We start from the raw sequence: 21,266 nt of genomic DNA, 5'->3' as shown, positions 1-21,266 counted from the left end.
CTTTCATGGCTCCCCATACGCTCGTCGGCGCCCTCGCCGGCGTCTCCCTGCTCGCCCTCGCTCAGGTGGCGACGGCGCAGGACCATTCTCACCACCAGGCGGCCGATCCGCACGCCGGCCACGACATGGCCGACATGCCCCACATCATGACCAGCCCCTACGGCCCCTGGCCCATGAGCCGGGACGCTTCGGGCACCAGCTGGCAGCCCGACTCCGGCGAACACGGCGGCATCCACACCGTCCGGGGCGACTGGACGGTCATGACCCACGCCCTGCTGAACCTGACCTACGACACCCAGTCCGGCCCCCGCGGCGGCGACAGAACCTTCGTCTCGGGCATGCTGATGACCACGGCCCGCCGCGACTTCGACGACGGCTCGACCCTGAACCTGCGCGCCATGCTCAGCCCCGATCCGCTGATGGGCAAGTCCGGCTATCCGCTGCTGCTGGCCGCCGGCGAGACAGCGAACGGCGTCGATTCCCTGGTCGATCGCCAGCATCCGCACGACTTCTTCATGGAGCTGTCGGCCAGCTATTCGAAACGCCTGTCCGAAAAAGACAGCCTCTACGGCTACATCGGCCTGCCCGGCGAGCCCGCTTTCGGCCCGCCCGCCTTCATGCACCGGATGAGCGCCATGGACAGTCCCGAGGCGCCCATCACCCACCACTGGCTGGACTCGACCCACATCGTCTTCGGCGTCACCACCCTGGGCTGGGCCCACGACCGCTTCAAGATCGAGACCTCGGCCTTCAAGGGCCGCGAACCGGACGAGGAACGCTGGGGCATCGACACGCCGAAACTGGATAGCTGGTCGGTGCGGGGCTCGTGGAACCCGACGGCCGACTGGTCCTTCCAGGCCTCCTACGCCGACGTCTCGGCCCCGGAACAGCTGGAGCCCGACGAGGACGAGACCAAATGGTCGGCCAGCGCGATCCATACCCGCCGCCTGGGCAAGACCGGCTGGTGGTCCTCGACCCTGGCCTGGGGCCGCAAGACCAATAGTCACGACGAGTCCAAAGACGGCTGGCTGCTGGAATCCGCCGTCCATCCGAACGACCGCTGGACCGTCTTCGCCCGGGCCGAACGGATCGAGACGGACGAACTGGTCCCCGGCGACCACGGCGGACACGGCGACCTCTACACGGTCGGAAAAGCGTCTCTGGGCGCCGTCCGCGACTGGCGGATCGCCCCCCGCGTCCGCTTCGGCCTCGGCGCCCTCTATGCCATGAACCGCGTGCCGGACGCGCTGGAGCCGGTCTACGGCGGCGATCCGGACGGCGGAATGATCTTCATGCGCCTGAAGATCGACTGAAGATCGACTGAAGATCGCCTGAAGATTGACTGGCGGCTCAGGCCCGCCCGGTCTCCGCCGGGTGGGCCGACGGCGCCTCCAGGCTACGCACGACCTCATAGCCGACCACGGCCACGCCGATGACGAGACCCACTCCCCCGGCGATCAGCACCAGGCGGACATGCCGGTGCAGGTGATAAAGCAAGGCGCCGATCATCGACGGTCCATCCTGTCGGATCGTCCCATTTCGATCCGTTCCAGGCATTTTACTGCAAAACCTGATCCGAACGGAATCGCAGGTCCGTGAACGCGGTTTGATCAGACCAGCCGGCTCTGCACCACGGCCGCCTCGATGAAGCTGGCGAACAGCGGGTGCGGCGCGAACGGCCGGCTCTTCAGCTCCGGATGGTACTGAACGCCGATGAACCACGGATGGTCCGGCCGCTCCACCGTCTCCGGCAGGACGCCGTCCGGCGACAGGCCGGCGAACACGAGGCCGGCCTTGGCCTCGATCGCTTCGCGATAGTTGATATTGACCTCATAGCGGTGGCGATGCCGCTCGCTGATGGCGGTGGAGCCATAGATCTCTGCGATCTTCGAACCTTCGGTCAGCGTCGAATCATAGGCGCCCAAACGCATGGTGCCGCCCAGGTCGCCGCCCTGCTGGCGCAGCACCCGTTGATTGCCCTGGGTCCATTCGGTCATCAGGCCCACGACCGGCTCGGCCGTGGGCCCGAACTCGGTGGACGAGGCCTTGGGATAGCCGGCCAGGTTCCGCGCTGCCTCAATCACAGCCATCTGCATCCCGAAGCAGATGCCGAAATAGGGAATATTGCGCTCCCGAGCGAACCGCGCCGCCTCGATCTTTCCTTCCGAGCCCCGCTCCCCAAAGCCGCCGGGCACCAGGACAGCATGGGCCCCTTGCAGCCGCTCCTCGCAGGCTTCCGGGTCGCCCTCGAAGGTGTCGGCCTCGACCCAGTCGATATTGACCTTGACGTTATTGGCGACGCCGCCGTGGTGAAGGGCCTCGATCAAGGACTTATAGGCGTCCTTCAGCACCGTGTACTTGCCGACCACCGCGATGGAGACCTCGCCATCCGGGTGCAGCCGGCGGCGCGCGATCTCCTGCCAGCGCGACAGATCGGGCTCGGGCGCGTCCTCAATGCCGAAATGGGCCAGGACTTCCCGGTCCAGCCCCTCGCGGTGATAATCCAGCGGCACCGCATAGATGTCCGCCGAGTCCATGGCCTGAATGACGCCGCTTTCGCGGACATTGCAGAACTGGCCGATCTTGCGCTTTTCCTCGGCCGGGATCGGCTGTTCGCAGCGGCACAGCAGGATGTCCGGCTGAATGCCGATGGAGCGCAGCTCCTTGACCGAGTGCTGGGTCGGCTTGGTCTTCATCTCGCCGGCCGTCTTGATGAAGGGCAGCAGCGTCAGATGGACGAAGCACGACCGGCCGCGCGGCAGGTCCTGGCCCAGTTGGCGGATGGCCTCGAAGAAGGGCAGGCCCTCGATGTCGCCGACCGTGCCGCCGATCTCGACCAGCACAAAGTCGACGGCGTCACCTTCGTCGGTCAGGGCCGGGGTCAGGCAGAAGGATTTGATCTGGTCGGTGACGTGCGGAATAACCTGGACGGTGGCGCCCAGATAGTCGCCGCGACGCTCCTTCTCCAGGATGGTCGAATAGATCCGGCCCGTGGTGATATTGTCGGACTTGGCCGCCGACACCCCGGTGAACCGCTCATAATGGCCCAGGTCCAGATCGGTCTCGGCGCCGTCGTCGGTCACGAAGACCTCGCCGTGCTGGTACGGGCTCATCGTGCCCGGATCGACGTTCAGATAGGGATCGAGCTTGCGCAGGCGGACCTTATAGCCACGCGCTTGCAGAAGAGCGCCGAGAGCGGCGGAGGCGAGGCCTTTTCCTAGCGAGGAAACCACGCCGCCGGTGATGAACACATAGCGAGCCATGGGCGGACACCTTACTCCATGATTCGCGAACGACGCATGGGCCGCCGCGAATCGAACTGTTGATCAAAAGAAGAAAGCGCGCCCTGCGGCGCGCTTTCGGGGATTTCGGGTCGGTCGCCGGCCCGTTACTGGGCGGGCTGCTGGGCCGGAGCGGTCGCCGGCGCCGTCGTCGTCGCCGACGGCAGGCTGGCTTCCAGATCGTCCAGCGACGGAGCCGTCGGCTGGGCCGGCGCGGCCGGTTGCGGCTGAGCGGGCTGCTGCTGTTGGGTCTGCGGCGTGGTGGCCAGCGAGCCCACGGCGTCGGCGTCGATCACCGAGACCGAGGCGCGGTCCATATTGCCCACGACCGTCAGCACGATGGTCAGACCGAACAGAAGGAAGGCCAGAATCCAGGTGATCTTGGTCAGCAGATTGCCGGCGCCGCGCGCCGTCATGAAGCCCGAAGGTCCGCCGCCCATGCCCAGGGCGCCGCCCTCGGACCGTTGCAGCAGCACGACGCCGGTCAGGGAGACGGCGACGAGGATGATGGCGACGAGCAGGATGGTCTGGAGCATGGCGTCATTCATGTGGGCGCGGAGCTGCGCCGATCAAGCGGCGGCCTCTATCACCGAAGCCGCCGTGGGGCAAACCTCAAGCCGTCGTCAGGCCGCGCGAATGATCTTCAGGAAATCCTCGGCCTTCAGCGAAGCCCCGCCGACGAGGGCGCCGCCGACCTCGGCCACGTTCAGAATTTCGGCCGCATTGTCCGGCTTCACCGACCCGCCGTACAGGATCGGCGCACGCCGCGCCGCCTGGCCCAGACGCCGGATCATGGCGGATCGCACGGCCGCGTGGACTTCCTCGATCTGCTCCAGGCTGGGCGTCAGGCCGGTGCCGATGGCCCAGATGGGTTCATAGGCGACCGCAAAAGGCCTTTCGGACAGACCGTCGGCCAGCGAGCCCTCAACCTGGGCGCTGACGACCGCCGCCGCCTGGCCCGCCTCGCGTTGCTCCAGCGTCTCGCCGACGCAGACGATGGGTTCCAACCCCACTGCGATCGCCGCCTCGACCTTGGCCGCGACTTCGGCGTCCGTTTCCCCGAAAGCGCCGCGACGCTCCGAATGTCCCAGAATCACGAGCCCGGCACCAGCATCCACCAGCATCTCGGCCGAAACCGAACCGGTGCAGGCGCCCGACGGCGCCTGATGGCAATCCTGCCCGCCCAGCTCGACCCGGCTGTCGGCCAGGACCTGCCGCATGCGATCCGTCAGGGTGGCTGGAGGACACAGGGCGATGCGGCAGTCGGCTCGAACCTCTTGCACGCCTTCCACCAGCGCCCGCGCCTCGGCCAGATCGGCCGCGACGCCGTGCATCTTCCAATTGCCGACGATCAACTTCACGGATTGTTTCATCGCGCCTCTCTAAGGGGCGGAAACCGGCAAGCCAAGAGGGGCGCCGCAATCTGGACATCACGCCGTCCTTGCGGGGGCGCGCCCGCCCCGACTATACGCCGGAGCGACGCCACTGTCGGCAAATCTCCGGGTCTTCGAATGATCACCGCCTTCCGCGCCTTCTCGCGCTCCAAGTGGGCCGCCGCCCTGCTCGTGCTGATCGCCATCAGCTTCGTGATCGTGGGCGCGCGGATGGATGTCTTCGCCAACCTGGGCCCGAAACATGTGATCGACGCCGGCGACCGTTCGATGAACGAGGCCGAGTTCAGCGCCGCCTTCGGGCGGGTGCGCGAAAACATTCAGCAGCAGGCTGGTCGCCCCGTCACCAACGAGGACCTGATCGCCGAGAATATCCACACCCGCTTCCTGGACAGCCAGACCGAACAGCTCGGCTTCCTGAACTGGGCCTGGAAGGCGGGCATCCGCCCCGGCAAGGAGCTGATCGTCAAACAGATCCGCCAGATCCCGGCCTTCTTCAACTCGGTCACCGGCCAGTTCGACCAGCAGGCTTATGAGACCGCCCTGGCCCAGCAGAACCTGACCCCGGCCATGCTGGAGCAGGACCTGCGCGACCAGTATGCGACCGAGCATTTCGGCTCGGCCATCTTCGCCGGCGCCCGCGCGCCGCGCATCTATGGCGCCCTGCTCGCCGGCGCCGCCTTCGAAACCCGCGACGGTCGCTGGTTCGAGGTCACGCCCGCCATGGCCGGCGAGGTTCCCGCCCCGACCGACGCCCAGCTGAACGCCTTCATCCAGGAAAACGCCGCCCGTCTGCGCGCTCCCGAGTTCCGGATGGTTTCGGTCGTGCTGTTCACGCCCGACGCCGGCGCGGCCCCCGCCATCTCCGATGACCGGATCCGCGAACGCTTCGAGTTCAAGAAGGACAGCCTGAGCCAACCGGAAACCCGCACCTTCGTCACCCTGACGGCGCCCAGCCGCGACGTGGCTCAGAAGATCGCCGCCGCCCTGCGCGCCGGTCAGTCGCCCGAAAACGTCGGCCGCGCCAACAGCATCCAGCCCGCCAACTTCAACGCCACCCCGCGCGCCGCCATCGGCGACGCCGCGACCGCCGCCGCCGTCTTCGGCCTGCAAGCCGGTCAGGTTTCGGACCCTGTTCAGGCCGGCATCGGCTTCGCCGTCGTCAAGCTGACTGCGGTCCAGCCGGGCAAGCCGGCCACGCTGGAGAGCGCTCGCGAACAGATCGTTCAGGAACTGCGCGACGAGGACGTGAAGGGTCAGACCTACGCCAAGGTCGAAAAATACGAAGCCGCCCGCACCGCCGGCAAGAACCTGGCCGACGCCGCCCGCGAAGCCGGCGGCCGGATCGTCGATCTGCCCCCCTTCACCCAGGACGGCAAACTGCCGAACGGCCAGGCTCTGAACGCCCCGCCGCAGATCTTCGAAACCGCCTGGAGCCTGACCAAGGGCGGCGAGAGCGACGTGATCGACGCCGGTCAGGGCCAGTACTTCGCCGTTCGCGTGAACGACATCCGCCCGTCGGCCCTGCCGACCCTGGCCGAGGTCCGCGCCCCGCTGGCCGCCCAGTGGACCCAGCGTGAAGTCGCGCGCCGCCTGTCCGCCAAAGCCGAGGAACTGGCCGCCCGCGTTCGCCAGGGCCAGGACATCGCCGCCGTCGCGCGTTCGGTCAACGCGCCCCTGACGGTCCGCACCGGCGTTGTGCGCGACCAGGCGACGCAACAGTCGCTCGGCCAGGGCGTGCTGCAGGGCCTGTTCGGCCCGGCCAAGGGCCAGGTCTTCTCGCAACCCGGTGAAGGCGGCTATCTGGTCGGTCGCGTCGACAATATCCATGCCGCCAGTCCGGCCGTCGCCGGCCCGCTCGCCGAACAGGCCCGCCCGCGCATCACCCAGGAAATGGTCCAGGCCATGGTCCAGACCTCGATGACCGCCGGCGCAAAACACTCCAAGGCCAAGAACGACGTCGCCCTGGCGCGTCAGGCCCTGGGCCTGCCCGCCGAGCCCGCCCCCGCCGCTCCGGCCCAATGACCGATCCAATGACCGGCCAAATTACTGGGGCGGCGTCCGGCGAACCCGATTTCGACGCCTTCGCCGCCGGCCTCTCGGCCGGTCGGCCCCAGGTGCTGGTCCGGCGCGTCATCGACGACCTGGAGACGCCGGTCTCGGCCTATCTGAAGCTCGGTCACAGCCGGCCCTACGCCTGCCTGCTGGAGTCGGTCGAAGGCGGCGCGGTCAAGGGCCGGTATTCGATCCTGACCCTGGATCCCGATGTGATCTGGCGCTGCCGCTCCAACGCGGCGGAGCTGGCGCGCGGCCCCGCCGTCGCCGAGGGCCGGTTCACGCCCGAGGCCCTGCCGACGCTCCAATCGCTTCGCGCCCTGATCGCCGCCTCGAAGTTCGACCTGCCCGAAGGCCTGCCGCCGATGGCCGCCGGCCTGTTCGGCGTCTTCGGCTACGACATGGTGCGCCTGCTGGAGCCGCTGGGCGAACCCAATCCCGATCCGCTGAACCTGCCCGACGCGGTCCTGACCCGACCGTCTCTGGTGGCGATCTTCGATTCGGTGGGCCAGGAAATCATCCTGGTCTCGGCCGCCTATCCCGACACGGGGGGCGCGGCACGCGAGGCCTTCGACGCCGCCCTCGCCCGGCTGGACGCCTTCGAGACCGCGCTGCGCGAGCCGCTCCCGGTGCGCGCGGCCCCGCAGCCGTCGCCCGCCCCGACCTTCGCCTCACCTGTGGACGAGGCCGGCTTCGGCGAAATGGTGGCCAGGGCCAAGGACTATATCGCCGCCGGCGACATCTTCCAGGTCGTGCTCAGCCACCGCTTCTCGGCCCCTTGGACCGAAGATCCCTTCGCCTTCTACCGCTCCCTGCGTCGCCAGAACCCGTCGCCCTATCTGTTCTATCTGAACTTCGAGGGCTTCCAGCTGGCCGGTTCCAGCCCGGAGATCCTGGTCCGGCTCAAGGATGGACAGGTCACCATTCGCCCCTTGGCAGGAACCCGTACGCGCGGCGCCACGCCCGAGGCGGACAAGGCGCTGGAGGTCGAACTTCTGGCCGATCCCAAGGAACGCGCCGAGCATCTGATGCTGCTGGACCTGGGCCGCAACGACGTCGGCCGCGTCGCTGCACCCGGCACGGTCGAGGTCACCGAGAGCTTCGTCGTCGAACGCTACAGCCAGGTCATGCACATCGTCTCCAACGTGCGCGGCAAGGCCGATCCGAAACTGGACGCCGTCGACACCCTGCTCGCGGCCCTTCCCGCCGGCACCCTGTCGGGCGCGCCCAAGGTTCGGGCGATGGAAGTGATCGACGAGCTGGAGACCGAAAAGCGCGGCGTCGGCTACGGCGGCGGCGTCGGCTATATTTCGGCCGGCGGCGAGGCGGACATCTGCATCACCCTGCGCACCGCCCTGTTCGCTGACGATCAGATCTTCGTCCAGGCCGGCGCAGGCGTGGTCGCCGACAGCGATCCTGCGGCCGAATACGCCGAGACCCGGCACAAGGCCCGCGCCCCCATGCGGGCCGCCGACGACGCCTGGCGCTTCCGCACCGGCAATCGCTAGAGCATGATCGTTTCGGACGGAACCGCGTAGCGGTTCCGGCAGAAGCGTGAATCATGCTCTCGCTTCAATCTGGAGCCTGATTCACGGCATCAGCGGAATCGCGAAGCGATTCCTCCTCAGCCGATCAGGCTCTAGGGCCCGTAGCTCGCCGGGGGTTCGTCGAACCGGACGCCCGGTCCCAGCACCACCACGCCAGCCATGACGACGGCCGCCGTGGCGGCCAGGGCGGCGGCGCCGAGAGCCGCATAGGGGCTGATCGGCTTGGGTTCGACCACGACCAGCTTCGCCTTGGCGGCGGCGATCTTGTCGGCGATGTCTTTTTCGGCGCTCAGTTTCACACCCCCATCTGCCCCCGCCAATGTTAAGATGCGCTTTAACGCCGCGCACGCTTGGCGCGGCGGCTTGTCACGCCTAGAAGCCAGATCATGATCCTCGTCGTCGATAACTACGACAGCTTTACCTACAACCTCGTCCACTACCTCGCGGAGTTGGGCGCGCCGACCCATGTGGTGCGCAACGACGACCTGACGGCGGACGAGGCCTGGGCGCTGAACCCCGCCGCCGTCCTGCTTTCGCCTGGCCCCTGTGCGCCCGATCAAGCCGGCATCTGCCTGCCGCTGATCGAAAGCGCCCCGGCTTCCATGCCGATCCTGGGCGTCTGTCTGGGCCACCAGGCCATCGGCCAGGCCTTCGGCGGCGACGTGATCCGCGCCAAGACCCTGATGCACGGCAAGACCTCGCCGATCCTGCACGACGGCAAGAGCGTCTTCGCCGGCCTGCCGTCGCCCTTCACCGCCACCCGCTATCATTCCCTGGCCGTGAAGCGCGAAACCCTTCCCGACTGCCTCGAGGTGACCGCCTGGACCGCCGACGGCGAGATCATGGGCCTCCAGCACCGCAGCCGTCCGATCCATGGCGTCCAGTTCCACCCGGAATCCATCGCCACCGAACACGGCCACGACATGCTGGCCAACTTCCTCGAGATCGCCGGCGTGAAGCGCCTCGCGGCCGCCTGATCGTGGCCGCCTGATCATGGCTGACGGGTTCAAGCCGATCCTCGCCCGACTGGTCGAGGGCCACCCCCTGACGTCCGAGCAGGCGCACGACTTCTTCGCCGCCTGCCTGCGTGGCGAACCGACCCCGTCCCAGGTCGCCGCCGCCGTCACCGCCCTGCGGATTCGCGGCGAGACCGTGGACGAGATCGCCGCCTTCGCCCAGGCCATGCGCGACGCCGCCCTGACGCTGGATCATCCGTACGAGGTGATCGACACCTGCGGCACCGGCGGCGACGGCCAGCACACCTACAATATCTCAACCGCCGCCGCCCTGGTCCTGGCCGGCGCGGGCCTGAAGGTCGCCAAGCACGGCAACCGGGCCATATCCTCGAAATCCGGCTCCTCCGACGTCCTGTCGATCCTGGGCGTCAACCTGGCCGCCAGCCCGGCCCAGCAGCGCAAGGCGCTGGACGAGGCCGGCATCTGCTTCCTGTTCGCGCCCGCCTATCACGGCGCCATGCGTCATGTCGGGCCGGTGCGTGCCGAGATCGGTTTCCGCACCGTCTTCAATCTGCTGGGCCCGCTGTCCAACCCGGCCCAGGCGAAACGCCAGGTCATGGGCGTCTATGACCCGCGCCTTCTTGAGCCCCTGGTCGAAGTCCTGGGCCGGTTGGGCGCCACCCGCGCCTGGACCGTCCATGGACAGGGCCTGGACGAACTAGCCACCTCCGGCCCGACCGAAGTGGCGGAATGGAAGGACGGCGCCGTTCGCCGCTTCCAGGTCACGCCCGAAGACGCCGGCCTGCCGCGCGCCTCCATCGACGCCATCCGCGGCGGCGACGGCGAGGAGAACGCCACGGCCCTGCGCGCCCTGCTGGCGGGTCAGACTGGTCCCTACCGCGACATCGTGTTGCTGAACGCCGCCGCCGCCCTCGTGGTATCGGATCGGGCGGCGGATCTCGCGGAAGGCGCCGTCCTCGCCGCCGCCGCCATCGACGACGGCCGGGCCGCCGAGGCGCTGGAGCGTCTGGCCCGCATCACCTCCACGCCGCTGGATACCGAAGACAACGCATGACCGACGTCCTGGACCGCATCGCCGCCTACAAGCGCGAGGATGTCGCCGCCCGCAAGGCCGCGACCACCCAGGACGCCATCGAGGCCCTGGCCCAGGCCGCCTCGGCTCCGCGCGGCTTCCGTGCGGCCCTCGACCGAACCGTCGAAGAAACGGGCCGCCCCGCCCTGATCGCCGAAATCAAGAAGGCCAGCCCGTCCAAGGGCCTGATCCGTCCCGACTTCGACCCGACCGCCCTGGCCATCGCCTACCAGGCCGGCGGCGCCACATGCCTGTCGGTCCTGACCGATGGCCCCAGCTTCCAGGGCGACGACGCCTATCTGGGCCAGGCCCGCGCTGCGGTCGCCCTGCCCTGCCTGCGCAAGGATTTTCTGGTGGATCCCTGGCAGGTGGCCGAAAGCCGGGCGCTCGGCGCCGACTGTATCCTGATCATCCTGGCCATGATCGACGATCAGCTGGCCGCCGAACTGCTGGCGGAGGCCGAGCGCTTCGGCATGGACGCCCTGATCGAAACCCACGACGAGGCCGAAATGGCGCGCGCCTGCGCCCTGGACGGCGATCTGGTCGGGATCAACAACCGGTCGCTCCGCACCTTCGAGGTCGATCTGGAGGTCACCGAGCGCCTGTCCATGCTCAGCCCCGTTCGCGCCCTGCTGGTGGCCGAGAGCGGCATCTTCACGTCCGAGGACGTTGATCGCGTCTCCGCCGCCCACGCCCAGGCCATTCTGGTCGGCGAAAGCCTGATGCGTCAGGCCGACGTCGAGGCCGCGACCCGCAAGCTGCTGGCCGCCTGATTCAACCCGACGCGCGTGGTGAAGCGACGCCGTTAAGTTGACATTAGGCCCAAGGCGTCGAACCGACGCCGTTAAGTTGACATTAGGAAGGAACACTTACAGAACATCGTCAATGTTCACGGCCCGTTCCGATTCGAGGGAAGGGCCTATGAGGGCCTGGCGATGCTCACGCGCAAGCAGCACGAATTGCTGATGTTCATCCACGAACGGATTCAGGAGACGGGCGTCTCCCCCTCGTTCGACGAGATGAAGGAGGCGCTGGACCTGGCGTCCAAGTCGGGCATCCACCGGCTGATCACGGCGCTGGAAGAACGCGGCTTCATCCGCCGCCTCGCCCACCGCGCCCGCGCCCTGGAAGTCACCAAACTGCCTGAACAGGCCACCGCCGGCGCTCCGCGCGGCCGGGCTGGGTTCAAACCCGATGTGATCGAAGGCGGCGGCGGCGCAGCGCGCCCGGCGACGTCCTCAGCCGCCAATGACACCCGCGAACTGCCCCTGCTGGGCAAGATCGCCGCGGGCACCCCCATCGCCGCCATTCAGCACGAGCAGGAACGTCTGTCGGTGCCGGAATCCATGCTGGGCAAGGGCGATCACTACATCCTCGAGATCGAGGGCGACTCCATGATCGAGGCCGGCATCCTGAACGGCGATCTGGTGGTCATCCGGCGCGGCGACACGGCCAACAACGGCGAAATCGTCGTGGCCCTGGTCGAGGGCGAAGAAGCCACGCTGAAACGCCTGCGCCGCAAGGGCGGCTCCATCGCCCTGGAGCCCGCCAACCGGGCCTACGAGACCCGCATCTTCGGTCCTGACCAGGTTGAGGTTCAGGGCAAACTGGTCGGCCTCATGCGCCGCTATCACTGACACCCGGATCCGGCCGGCGCGCCCAGGGTCGATCCCCGCGCACGTCGGCCGTCCACACCGCTTTCCAGCGGTCCGCTCCGTCGCGCCACAACTCCACCGCCCCGCCGCGCGCGAAATCCGCCCCATCCAGCACCAGCCGCCCCTCGCATGAGCTGGGCAGGGCGCGAACGACCCCCCGAACGCTGACGACCGGCGCCGCACGGCACAGGGCCGCCATCTGCTCCACATCCGGCGCTCGCCTGCCCCACCATAGGGCGACCGCCCCCGCCTCGGCGGTCTCGGGTCGGCACGAAGACCGATCACAGACCCAGCCCGCCTCCGCCCGGTCCACCAAAGTCAGACCGCGCCGCCGAGACCAAAGGTCCGCCGCGAACTCGCGCACACCCGGCCGGATCACGACCGCCTCGCCCTGACGATGAAGCGCCGCATTGGTGCCGCCGTCTCCGATCCAGACATCCGGCGTCGGCGCGCGCGGCCAGACCAGCACCGCGGCCGCCAGCGGCAGCCCCAGCCAACGCAGTCGCCCCTGCCACAGACAGACGAACAATACCCCCAGAAAGGCCGCCGGCAGCACATAGTCAGGCGCACTCGCCACCGTCCACACTGCGCCCGGCAGCCCCGCCGTCCAGCCCCCTATCGCCAGCATCAGATCGACGCCCCACCCCGCCACCGCCAGAAATGGAGCCCCCATCCCCAACGGCTCCAACGCCGCCCCCAGCGCCAGGGCCGGCATCAAGACAAAGTCCGCCACCGGCGCCGTGCCCAGATTGGCCAGTAGCCCGTACATGGCCGTCCGGTTGAAATGCTGCATAGCGAACGGCCCCGTCGCCAGTCCCGCCACGACGCTGGCCGCCACCGCCGCCGTCAGCCAGCCGCCGAACCTCTGCGCCGCCACAATCGGCCAGGGCGCGGAAATCTCGCGCACCCGCTTGGGCCAAGCCTCAACCAGGGCTACCAGGGCCGCGGTCGCCGCAAAGGACATCTGGAAGCCCGGCGTGACGATGGCTTCAGGCTGTATCGCCAGCACGGCGAACGCCGCCACCGCCAGCCCGTGCATCGTCACCGCCTGCCGATCCAGAAGAATGGCCAGGAAGGCGATGGAGGCCGTGATCGCCGCCCGCTCAGCCGGGGGCGGCGCGCCTGACACCACCAGATAGGCGCCCACCGCCGCCAGACCCGCGACGGCTGCGACCTTCTTGCCCGGAACCCGCAGCGCCAGCCATGGCCAGGCCGCCACCCCCAGCCGCGCAGCGAAAAATACGAAGCCCCCGACAATCGCCATATGCAGACCCGAGACCGACAGGATGTGCGCCAGGCCCGAATCCCGCATCACATCCATGTCCTCCTGGCTGATCCAGGCCTCGTGGCTGGTGGTCATGGCCGCCGCGATCCCGCCGGTCCGCTCCCCCAACCGCGCCACGATCCGTTCCGCCAGGGCGTAGCGCGCCCCATTCACCGCCATGGCCAGCTGCAACCGCCAAGGCGCCGGCGGCAAATCGATGCGCCGCGTCTCGCCTAGGGCGAAGGCCACGCCCCCCATGCCTTGGAAGAAGGCGTTGCGGCCGAAATCATAGGCGCCGGGGCTGGCGGGCGCAGGCGGCGGATTGAGAATGGCGAACAGTCGGATCGCCTCTCCGGGCCGGGGCGGCTCGCCCAGCACCGTGGCCCGCAGCCGCACCGGCGTCCGCTCTGCCTCCACGCCTCGGATCCACACAGGCGCCACCACGACCCGCGCGCCGTTCTGCCCCGGGCTGTCGACATCGACCACCCAGGCCTCGATGACCGTCGCCTCGCTCAACGCCGGCGCAATCGGCGCGGCCACCACTTCAGTCCGCACCTTGGCCGCCGCAAGCCCGCCGAGCACACAGGCCAGGATCATCAAGGGCCAGGTCCGCCCTCGCCTCCAACCGCGCCGCTTGGCCGTCAACCAGACCGCAAGCGCCGATCCGGCCGCCGCCAGCAGCAGCCACAACAACGGCTCGACCCGCAAGGCGAAATAGATCGCGCTTCCCGCCCCAAAGGCCACCGGCGCCCACAGTCGCCATCTCAACGCCTGTGCTGCGACCTCTTCAGCCAGCCAGACGCTCAATCTCGCGGCGGGGGTAGGCTTTGACGCGTCGGGGCGTATAAGGGCCTCGCTTACGGACCCTTCCCCCATGACCTTGCCCTCTTCGACTGTCGTCACCCGCTTCGCCCCCTCGCCGACAGGCTATCTGCATATCGGCGGTGCGAGAACCGCCTTGTTCAACTGGCTGTACGCCAAGAGACACGCAGGACGTTTCCTGATCCGGGTCGAGGACACCGACCGCGAACGTTCGACCGACGAAGCGGTGAAGGCCATCTTCGACGGCCTGAGCTGGCTGGAACTGTTCGCCGACGAAGAACCCGTCTTCCAGTTCAGCCGCGCCGACCGTCACCGCGAAGTCGTCGATCAGTTGCTGGAGACCGGTCACGCCTATCGCGACTTCACGACCGCCGAGGAAACCGGCCGCCTGCGCGACGCCGCCAAGGCCGAGCGCCGGGCCTTCGAATCGCCCTGGCGCGACCGCACCCCGACCGTCGACGACCTGGCCCTGCCGCACGTCGTCCGCTTCCGCCGGCCTCAGTCCGCCACGGTCACCGTCGCGGACGAGGTCCAGGGTTCGGTCAGCTGGTCGACCGACGACCTCGACGACCTGGTCCTGCTGCGCTCGGACGGGGCCCCGACCTATAATCTCGCCGTCGTGGTCGATGACCACGACATGGGCGTCACCCACGTCATTCGCGGCGACGACCACCTGAACAACGCCGCCCGCCAGAGCCTGATCTATGACGCGCTGGGCTGGACCCGCCCGACCTTCGCGCACATCCCCCTGATCCACGGCCCCGACGGCGCCAAACTGTCGAAACGCCACGGCGCCCAGGCGGTCCACGAATACGCCGAAATGGGCTATCTGCCTGAGGCCATGCGCAACTACCTGGCCCGCTTGGGCTGGGCCCACGGCGACGACGAGCTGTTCAGCGACGCCCAGGCGATCGAATGGTTCGACCTGGCGGGCATCGGCAAGGCCCCGGCGCGTCTGGACTTCGACAAGCTGGCCCACGTCAATTCGCACTGGCTCCGCCTCGCCGACGACGAGCGCCTGGCCAAGCTGACGCTGGACGTTCACCTTGCGCGCGGTCGCAGTCTTGTAGAGGCGGACGAGGCGAAGCTTCAGCGCGCCATGCCCTTCGTCAAAGACCGCGCCAAGACCGTGTTGGACCTTGCCGACCAGACCGAGTTCGTCCTCAAGGCTCGCCCCCTCGCCCTCGACGAAAAGGGTCGCGCCCTTCTTTCCGGCGAGACCCTGGACCGCCTGGCGCGCCTGCGCGACCGGCTGGCCCTGTTCCAGTCCTGGGACGTCTTCGCCCTGGAAGCCGAACTCAAAAACTTCGCCGAATCCGAACAAGTCGGGTTCGGCAAGATCGGTCCGCCTATGCGGACGGCCCTTACCGCTGGGTCAACTTCACCCGATATCGCTCGAATTTTGTCCGCTCTCGGGCGCGACGAAAGTCTCGGGCGCTTGGATGATGCGCTGCAACAGACTAAGTGATCACCCACAACCAAAAAAGCGGCCGACGCCTCCCCGCGCCTGGACGTGTGATGCAAAGGGGCATTCATGACTGAACAAGCCAAAACCGCCAGCTCGGCGACCCTGTCCTTCGAGGGCAAGACCATCGAGTTGCCGGTCCTTTCGGGCTCCACCGGCCCGGACGTCATCGACATCCGCAAGATGTATGCGGGTACGGGCGCCTTCACCTTCGACCCGGGCTTCACCTCCACCGCCGCGTGCGAGTCGGCCCTGACCTATATCGACGGCGACGCCGGGGTGCTGCTGCACCGGGGCTATCCCATCGACCAGCTGGCGTCGAAGTCGAACTTCGTGGAGGTCTGCCACCTGCTGCTGCACGGCGAACTGCCGACTGCGGCGCAGTACGAGAAGTTCGAAGACAGCATCACCATGCACACGATGCTCCACGCCCAGTTCGACCGCTTCTTCGAGGGCTTCCGCCGCGACGCCCACCCGATGGCGATCATGGTCGGCACCGTCGGCGCCCTGTCGGCCTTCTATCACGACAGCCTGGACATCCATGATCCGGTCCAGCGCGATATCTCGGCCATCCGCCTGATCGCCAAGATGCCGACCATCGCGGCGCGGGCCTACAAGTACCACATCGGCCAGCCCTTCGTTTCGCCGCGCAACGACCTGTCCTACGCCGAGAACTTCCTGCGTATGTGCTTCGCCGTACCGGCCGAGGACTATCACGTCGATCCGGCCCTGGTTCGCGCCATGGACCGCATCTTCACCCTGCACGCCGACCACGAGCAGAACGCCTCGACCTCGACCGTCCGTCTGGCCGGTTCGTCGGGCGCCAACCCGTTCGCCTGTATCGCCGCCGGCATCGCCTGCCTGTGGGGCCCGTCGCACGGCGGGGCCAACGAGGAGGCGCTGACCATGCTGAAACAGATCGGCACGCCGGAAAACATCCCGGAGTTCATCCAGGGCGTGAAGGACCGCAAGTACAAGCTGATGGGCTTCGGTCACCGCGTGTACAAGAACTACGATCCGCGCGCCAAGGTCATGCAGCAGTCGGCCTATGAAGTTCTGGCCGCCACCGGCCGCGAGAACGACCCGCTCTTCCTGGTCGCCAAGGAGCTGGAGAAGGTCGCCCTGAACGACGAATACTTCACCTCGCGCAAGCTGTTCCCGAACGTCGACTTCTATTCGGGCATCACCCTGTCGGCGATGGGCTTCCCGACCACCATGTTCACCGTCCTGTTCGCCCTGGCCCGCACCGTGGGCTGGATCGCCCAGTGGCAGGAAATGATGGCGGATCCGTCGCAGAAGATCGGCCGCCCGCGTCAGCTCTACACGGGCCCGACCGAGCGCGACTATGTGCCGATCGAACAGCGCGGCTGATCGACGGCCCAAGGCCTGAAATGCAGAACGCCGGGGCGCAGGCCCCGGCGTTTTTCTTTGTCTGAAATAGAGCCGAAGCGGCTATTGGGCGGCCTTGGCCTCTATGACCCGTAGCACCGCCTCGGCAGCCAGGGCCGAAGGATCTGGCCCGCCCCGGCCCATCAGGTCCAGCGCCGCCGTCTGACGCCCCGCCTGTTCGGCCGCAGCCTCGGGATCATTCAGCAACCGCCCGACGGCGGCCGCCAGATTTTCAGGCGACGCCTCGCCCTGGATGAACTCCGGGGCGATCCGCTGATCGGCGGCGATGTTGAACAGGGTGATGTGTTTCGCCGTCACGACCCGCTTCATCAGCTCATAGCTGAGCCCGCCGATCTTGTAGGCGATGACCATGGGCGCGCCGGCCAGGGCCAGTTCGGTCGACACCGTGCCGCTGGTCGCCAGGGCCGCCGTCGCGGCCTTCATGGCGTCGTACTTCTCGGCCTCATCGACCAGGTGAACGCGGAAGGGCCAGGCGGAAACCCGACCGACCACATCCTTGGACACAGTGCCGGCCGCGATCACAGCGACATCCAAAGTCGGGTCCTGCGCCTTCAGCCGAGCGACCGTCGCCTCGTAGACGGGCGTCATCCGCGCGATTTCGGCGGGGCGACTGCCCGGCAGGATCAGCAGCAGTTTCGCATCGGCGCCTATGCCTCGGCGCGCGCGGAAGGCCTCGCCGTCGGCGTGGTCCATATCCACATGAAGCGCCGAGGACCCGACCACGGTCGTGGGCAGGCCTGCCCGCTCGAACCAGGGCGCATCGAAGCTGTAGAGCGCCAACAGGTGATCCACGGCCCGCGCCAGGGTCTTGGCCCGAACGGGGCGAGACGCCCAGACCTGGGGGCCGACATATTTGATCAGGGGCACGCCCGGCCGGGCCGCGCGGATCGCCTCGGCCACCCGAATGGTGAAGCCCCAGCTGTCGATCAGCACCACAGCATCCGGCTGTTCACACGCCGCCAGAGCCGCCGTCTCCTGAACCCGGCGCCGGACCATGCCATAGGCGCGCAGACCCTCGATCCAGCCCAGGATGGACAGCTCGGCGATATCGAAGGGGCTGACGACGCCCTCCGCCGCCATACGGGGGCCGCCGACGCCGACAAAGCTCACCGCGTCGCCCAGCTTTTTCCTGAGCGCCTGGGCCAGGCCGGCGCCGAGCGCATCGCCCGAGGCCTCGGCCGCCACCAGCATGATCTTCAACGGACGGCTCATCGGTCTTCACCCCAGACGAACAGACCCAGCCGGTCCGCAGCCGCCACTATAGCCGGCCGGTCGATCAGGATCAGCCGTCCGGTCACGCCGGCGATGCCCGCCAGGCCCGCCGCCGCCGCCAGCTCGACCGTGCGCGGCCCGATCACCGGCATATCGACACGCAGGTCCTGGATCGGCTTGGGGGCCTTGCCCAGCGCCCCCTTGGGGGCGGCCGGAGAACCGCGAAGATCGGCCGGCAGGCCCGCCACCCGGTGCAACATGGCGTCTGTGCCCTCTTGGGCCTCGACCGCCAGCACCAGACCGTCGCAGACGACCGCGCCTTGGCCGATGTCCAGTTCGCCCGACTTTTCGGCGACATGGAGCGCCTTTTTCAGATCGGCGACCTGTTCCGGCGTCGGCGTCACAGCGCCGAGCGCGCCTTGGGCCAGGGTCTCGCCGCCCAGGATGTCATCGGCGCCTTCCACCGCAAACCCTTCGGCCTCGAAAATCGACAATATCTTGCGCAGCAAGGCGTCGTCGCCCTGGGTCGCCGCAGCGACGATCCCCGGCAACAGGGTCGCGCCCTTGAAGTCCGGCTTCAAACTCTTGAAGTCGGGCCGGTTGACGATGCCCGCCAGACAGACGGTCGTGCAGGCCTCCGCCTTCAGCGCCTTCAGTATGGCCCCGATCTGGGCCATGCCGAACTCGGCGCCCGGCCAGCGAGTCAGATGGGGGTCGGCGAACCCGGCCAGACGGATGATGAAGACCGACCGTCCCTCGGCGTCGCACCGCGCCGCCACCGCCGCCGGCAGGTCGCCGCCGCCGGCGATCAGGCCCAGCTTTCCGGAAGGGCTCATTCCGCGTTCGGCAGACACAGCGGACGCCGCCCGCCGTCGCGGATGAAGGCGATGATCTCCATGATCTCAGGCAGGTCGGCATAGGCCTGGGCCACGCCCTCGATCCGGCCGGCGAACTCGCCCTCGCCCTCGAACAGGTCGCGATAGGCCGCCAACAGCCGGCGCACCTGGTCCTTGCCATAGCCCTTGCGCTTCAGCCCAATCAGGTTCAGCCCGCGCAGTCGCGCGTGATTGCCCCAGGCCGAGCCGTAGGGGATGACATCGCGCGTCACGGCGGCCAGACCGCCGATGATCGCCCCCTGCCCCACACGCCCGTTCTGGTGCACGGCGCACAGACCGCCCAGGAAGACCTTGTCGCCGATATGAGCATGGCCGCCCAGGGTGGCGTTATTGGCCATGACGAGGTTGCTGCCGACCACGCAGTCATGGCCAATGTGTGCACCGGTCATGAACAGATTGTTGGACCCGACGACGGTCACGCCCGTCCCCTGCGGCGTGCCCCGGTTGAAGGTGCAATGCTCGCGGATCAGGTTGTTCTCGCCGATCTCCAGCCGCACCGGCTCGCCCTTGTAGCCGTTGTGCTGCGGGTCGCCGCCGATGACGGCGAACGGATGGATCACCGTCCCGGCGCCGATCGTGGTGTCCTGCTGGACCACGACGTGGCTGATCAGGCGCACGCCCTCGGCCAGGACCACATTCGGCCCGACGGTGCACCAGGGGCCGACTTCGACCCCTTCGGCCAGGGTCGCGGTGGCGTCAATCAGGGCGGTCGGGTGAATGGTCATCAGGCGACGGGCTCTGTCGCCGGAGTGGGCACGGTCACGACCATGGCCATGAACTCGGCCTCGGCCGCCAGTTTGCCGTCGATGAAGGTCTCGCCGCGGAACTTGTAGGCGTCGCCGCGCGCCTTGATCACCTTGACCTCCATGCGCAGCTGATCGCCCGGCCGCGCCGGCTTGCGGAAGCGCACGCCGTCGATGGACATGAACATGATGACCTTGTCGGCCACAGCGACGTCCAGAGTCTTGGACATCAGCAATGCGCCCGTCTGGGCCATGGCCTCGACGATCAGCACGCCCGGCATGACCGGATCGATCGGGAAGTGGCCAGGGAAGAAGGGCTCGTTGTGGGTGACGTTCTTGATGCCCACGATGGACGTGCGCGGTACGAAATCCTCGGCCTTGTCCACCAGCAGGAAGGGATAACGGTGCGGCAGCCGCCGCATCACCTCGGCGTAATCGATCTTGCCGTCTTCACTCATCCCTATGATTCCTTCGGGGCCTTCTTTGAAGAGGCCTGTTTGGCGAGCCAGACGGTTTCGCGCAAGAACTGTCGGATCGGACGGGCCGGATAGCCGGACCAGGTCTCGCCCGCCGGAATGTTCGCCAGCACCCCGGCCCCGGCTGCGACCCGCGCGCCCTCGCCGATGGTGATGTGGTCGCCGATCCCCGCCTTGCCGCCAAAGATGACATTGTCGCCGCTAGTCACCGAGCCCGAAATGCCCGTGTTGGCGGCCATCAGATTGTTGCGGCCGATGACGCAGTTGTGGCCCACCATGACCAGATTATCGATCTTGGTGTTCTCGCCGATGACCGTGTCGTCATAGGCGCCACGATCGATGCAGGAGTTGGCGCCGACCGTCACACCGTCTTGGAGGATGACGCGACCCAGCTGGGGAATATCCATGGCGCCGGCGGCCGTGCCGGTGGCGCCGAAGCCCGCCTCGCCGATGCGCGCACCGGCGTACAGCTTCACCCGATCACCGATCAGGGCGAAGCCGACGGTGACGTTAGAACCGATCACGCAGTCCCGGCCGATCTGCACGCCCGGACCGATGACGGTGTTGGCGCAGATACGCGTGCCGCGTCCGACGCGGACACCTTCGCCAAGCACCACGCCGGGCTCGACGATGACGCTGTCGTCCTCAGCCGCCTCGGACGCCGAGATGGCGCGGTCGAGCGTCACCGGACGGTGCAGCAAGGCGGAGGCCATGGCCCAGGAGGCCTGAGGCGTACGGGAGACGATGACGGCGGCTTCAGCCGGCGCAGACGCGACAGCCTCGGCCGGCACGATCACGCAACCCGCCTTCGTCGCCGCAAGGGCCGCAGCGAACTTGCGGTCACCCAGAAACGCAATCGCGCCCCGGTCCGCTGAGGACAGGGGCGCGACGGAGCCTATGATCCGATCCCCGCCCCTCTCGACCTCGCCTCCTATTTTCGCCGCCAGATCGGCGACGGACAGGGGGGCGAGGGTTTCGAAGAAGCGGGTATCGGGCATGT

The 21,266-nt window shown here is 68.0% G+C and carries 20 protein-coding genes; 9 read left to right on the top strand and 11 right to left on the bottom strand.

The features are described from left to right. Nucleotides 1-5: 5 nt before the first annotated feature. A complete protein-coding gene (locus ACW177_RS08700) occupies nt 6-1,313 on the top strand; it encodes a hypothetical protein (RefSeq protein ID WP_492025331.1) in 1,308 nt (435 codons plus the stop codon). A gap of 37 nt (nt 1,314-1,350) precedes the next feature. Here ACW177_RS08700 and ACW177_RS08695 read toward each other — a convergent pair whose 3' ends face one another. From ACW177_RS08695 to tpiA, 4 genes are all read right to left on the bottom strand, one after another. Beyond that, nucleotides 1,351-1,509 (bottom strand): hypothetical protein, encoded by a 159-nt coding sequence (locus tag ACW177_RS08695; protein WP_492025330.1) that lies wholly within the window; start codon nt 1,507-1,509, stop codon nt 1,351-1,353. 101 nt (nt 1,510-1,610) lie between these two features. Next, complete coding sequence (gene pyrG / locus ACW177_RS08690) at nt 1,611-3,263, bottom strand: CTP synthase (RefSeq protein WP_492025329.1); 1,653 nt, start codon at nt 3,261-3,263, stop codon at nt 1,611-1,613. Between the two features lie 125 nt (nt 3,264-3,388). Further along, nucleotides 3,389-3,817 carry a preprotein translocase subunit SecG gene (secG, locus tag ACW177_RS08685; RefSeq protein ID WP_492025328.1) on the bottom strand — a complete coding sequence of 143 codons (429 nt, stop codon included), beginning with the start codon at nt 3,815-3,817 and terminating at the stop codon, nt 3,389-3,391. Nucleotides 3,818-3,904: 87 nt separating this feature from the next. Next, a complete protein-coding gene (gene tpiA, locus ACW177_RS08680; protein WP_492025327.1) occupies nt 3,905-4,654 on the bottom strand; it encodes a triose-phosphate isomerase in 750 nt (249 codons plus the stop codon). 138 nt (nt 4,655-4,792) lie between these two features. On the opposite strand from tpiA, the gene ACW177_RS08675 reads away from it, so the two are divergent. Then, nucleotides 4,793-6,697: a peptidylprolyl isomerase gene (locus tag ACW177_RS08675; protein ID WP_492025326.1), complete on the top strand. Its 1,905-nt coding sequence runs from the start codon at nt 4,793-4,795 to the stop codon at nt 6,695-6,697. Between the two features lie 8 nt (nt 6,698-6,705). Then, nucleotides 6,706-8,235 carry an anthranilate synthase component I gene (gene trpE, locus ACW177_RS08670; protein ID WP_492025325.1) on the top strand — a complete coding sequence of 510 codons (1,530 nt, stop codon included), beginning with the start codon at nt 6,706-6,708 and terminating at the stop codon, nt 8,233-8,235. A gap of 131 nt (nt 8,236-8,366) precedes the next feature. Here trpE and ACW177_RS08665 read toward each other — a convergent pair whose 3' ends face one another. Next, entirely contained in the window at nt 8,367-8,573 is a 207-nt protein-coding gene (locus ACW177_RS08665) for a peptidoglycan-binding protein (protein WP_492025324.1), read from the bottom strand. Nucleotides 8,574-8,660: 87 nt separating this feature from the next. On the opposite strand from ACW177_RS08665, the gene ACW177_RS08660 reads away from it, so the two are divergent. The 4 genes from ACW177_RS08660 (at nt 8,661) to lexA (ending at nt 11,960) form a co-directional block, all read left to right on the top strand. Beyond that, on the top strand, nt 8,661-9,251 hold the full coding sequence (locus ACW177_RS08660) for an anthranilate synthase component II (RefSeq protein ID WP_008259403.1): 591 nt from the start codon (nt 8,661-8,663) through the stop codon (nt 9,249-9,251). Between the two features lie 16 nt (nt 9,252-9,267). Continuing rightward, a complete protein-coding gene (trpD, locus tag ACW177_RS08655) occupies nt 9,268-10,305 on the top strand; it encodes an anthranilate phosphoribosyltransferase (RefSeq protein WP_492025323.1) in 1,038 nt (345 codons plus the stop codon). Continuing rightward, on the top strand, nt 10,302-11,096 hold the full coding sequence (gene trpC / locus ACW177_RS08650) for an indole-3-glycerol phosphate synthase TrpC (protein WP_492025322.1): 795 nt from the start codon (nt 10,302-10,304) through the stop codon (nt 11,094-11,096). Before trpD ends, trpC begins: the two co-directional genes overlap by 4 nt. A 162-nt stretch (nt 11,097-11,258) precedes the next feature. Beyond that, nucleotides 11,259-11,960 (top strand): transcriptional repressor LexA, encoded by a 702-nt coding sequence (gene lexA, locus ACW177_RS08645; RefSeq protein WP_492025321.1) that lies wholly within the window; start codon nt 11,259-11,261, stop codon nt 11,958-11,960. On the opposite strand, the gene ACW177_RS08640 is transcribed toward lexA, so the two are convergent. Further along, on the bottom strand, nt 11,941-14,118 hold the full coding sequence (locus tag ACW177_RS08640; protein WP_492028102.1) for a ComEC/Rec2 family competence protein: 2,178 nt from the start codon (nt 14,116-14,118) through the stop codon (nt 11,941-11,943). The two genes, lexA and ACW177_RS08640, sit on opposite strands and share 20 nt — an antisense overlap. On the opposite strand from ACW177_RS08640, the gene gltX reads away from it, so the two are divergent. Both gltX and gltA read left to right on the top strand, forming a co-directional pair. After that, nucleotides 14,117-15,532, top strand: a complete 1,416-nt coding sequence (gene gltX / locus ACW177_RS08635; RefSeq protein ID WP_492025320.1) for a glutamate--tRNA ligase — start codon at nt 14,117-14,119, stop codon at nt 15,530-15,532. The two genes, ACW177_RS08640 and gltX, sit on opposite strands and share 2 nt — an antisense overlap. Before the next feature lie 66 nt (nt 15,533-15,598). Then, the gene (gene gltA, locus ACW177_RS08630; RefSeq protein WP_492025319.1) at nt 15,599-16,900 is read left to right on the top strand and encodes a citrate synthase; all 1,302 of its coding nucleotides are present in this window, start codon (nt 15,599-15,601) and stop codon (nt 16,898-16,900) included. A gap of 81 nt (nt 16,901-16,981) precedes the next feature. Here the strand turns inward: gltA and lpxB are convergent, their stop codons facing one another. The 5 genes from lpxB to lpxD are packed head-to-tail and all read right to left on the bottom strand — an operon-like array spanning nt 16,982 to nt 21,264. Continuing rightward, the gene (gene lpxB / locus ACW177_RS08625) at nt 16,982-18,151 is read right to left on the bottom strand and encodes a lipid-A-disaccharide synthase (RefSeq protein WP_492025318.1); all 1,170 of its coding nucleotides are present in this window, start codon (nt 18,149-18,151) and stop codon (nt 16,982-16,984) included. Further along, on the bottom strand, nt 18,148-18,987 hold the full coding sequence (gene lpxI, locus ACW177_RS08620; RefSeq protein ID WP_492025317.1) for a UDP-2,3-diacylglucosamine diphosphatase: 840 nt from the start codon (nt 18,985-18,987) through the stop codon (nt 18,148-18,150). The genes lpxB and lpxI overlap by 4 nt, the downstream gene beginning before the upstream one ends. Continuing rightward, nucleotides 18,984-19,772: an acyl-ACP--UDP-N-acetylglucosamine O-acyltransferase gene (gene lpxA / locus ACW177_RS08615; protein WP_492025316.1), complete on the bottom strand. Its 789-nt coding sequence runs from the start codon at nt 19,770-19,772 to the stop codon at nt 18,984-18,986. The genes lpxI and lpxA overlap by 4 nt, the downstream gene beginning before the upstream one ends. Beyond that, nucleotides 19,772-20,248 carry a 3-hydroxyacyl-ACP dehydratase FabZ gene (fabZ, locus tag ACW177_RS08610; RefSeq protein WP_492025315.1) on the bottom strand — a complete coding sequence of 159 codons (477 nt, stop codon included), beginning with the start codon at nt 20,246-20,248 and terminating at the stop codon, nt 19,772-19,774. Before fabZ ends, lpxA begins: the two co-directional genes overlap by 1 nt. A 2-nt stretch (nt 20,249-20,250) precedes the next feature. After that, nucleotides 20,251-21,264, bottom strand: a complete 1,014-nt coding sequence (gene lpxD, locus ACW177_RS08605) for a UDP-3-O-(3-hydroxymyristoyl)glucosamine N-acyltransferase (RefSeq protein WP_492025314.1) — start codon at nt 21,262-21,264, stop codon at nt 20,251-20,253. Nucleotides 21,265-21,266 lie beyond the last annotated feature (2 nt).

The organism is Brevundimonas sp. AVps23W, assembly GCF_058681395.1.
The sequence above is the reverse complement of the archived record's forward strand: the minus strand, read 5'-3'. Positions and strand labels throughout refer to the sequence as shown.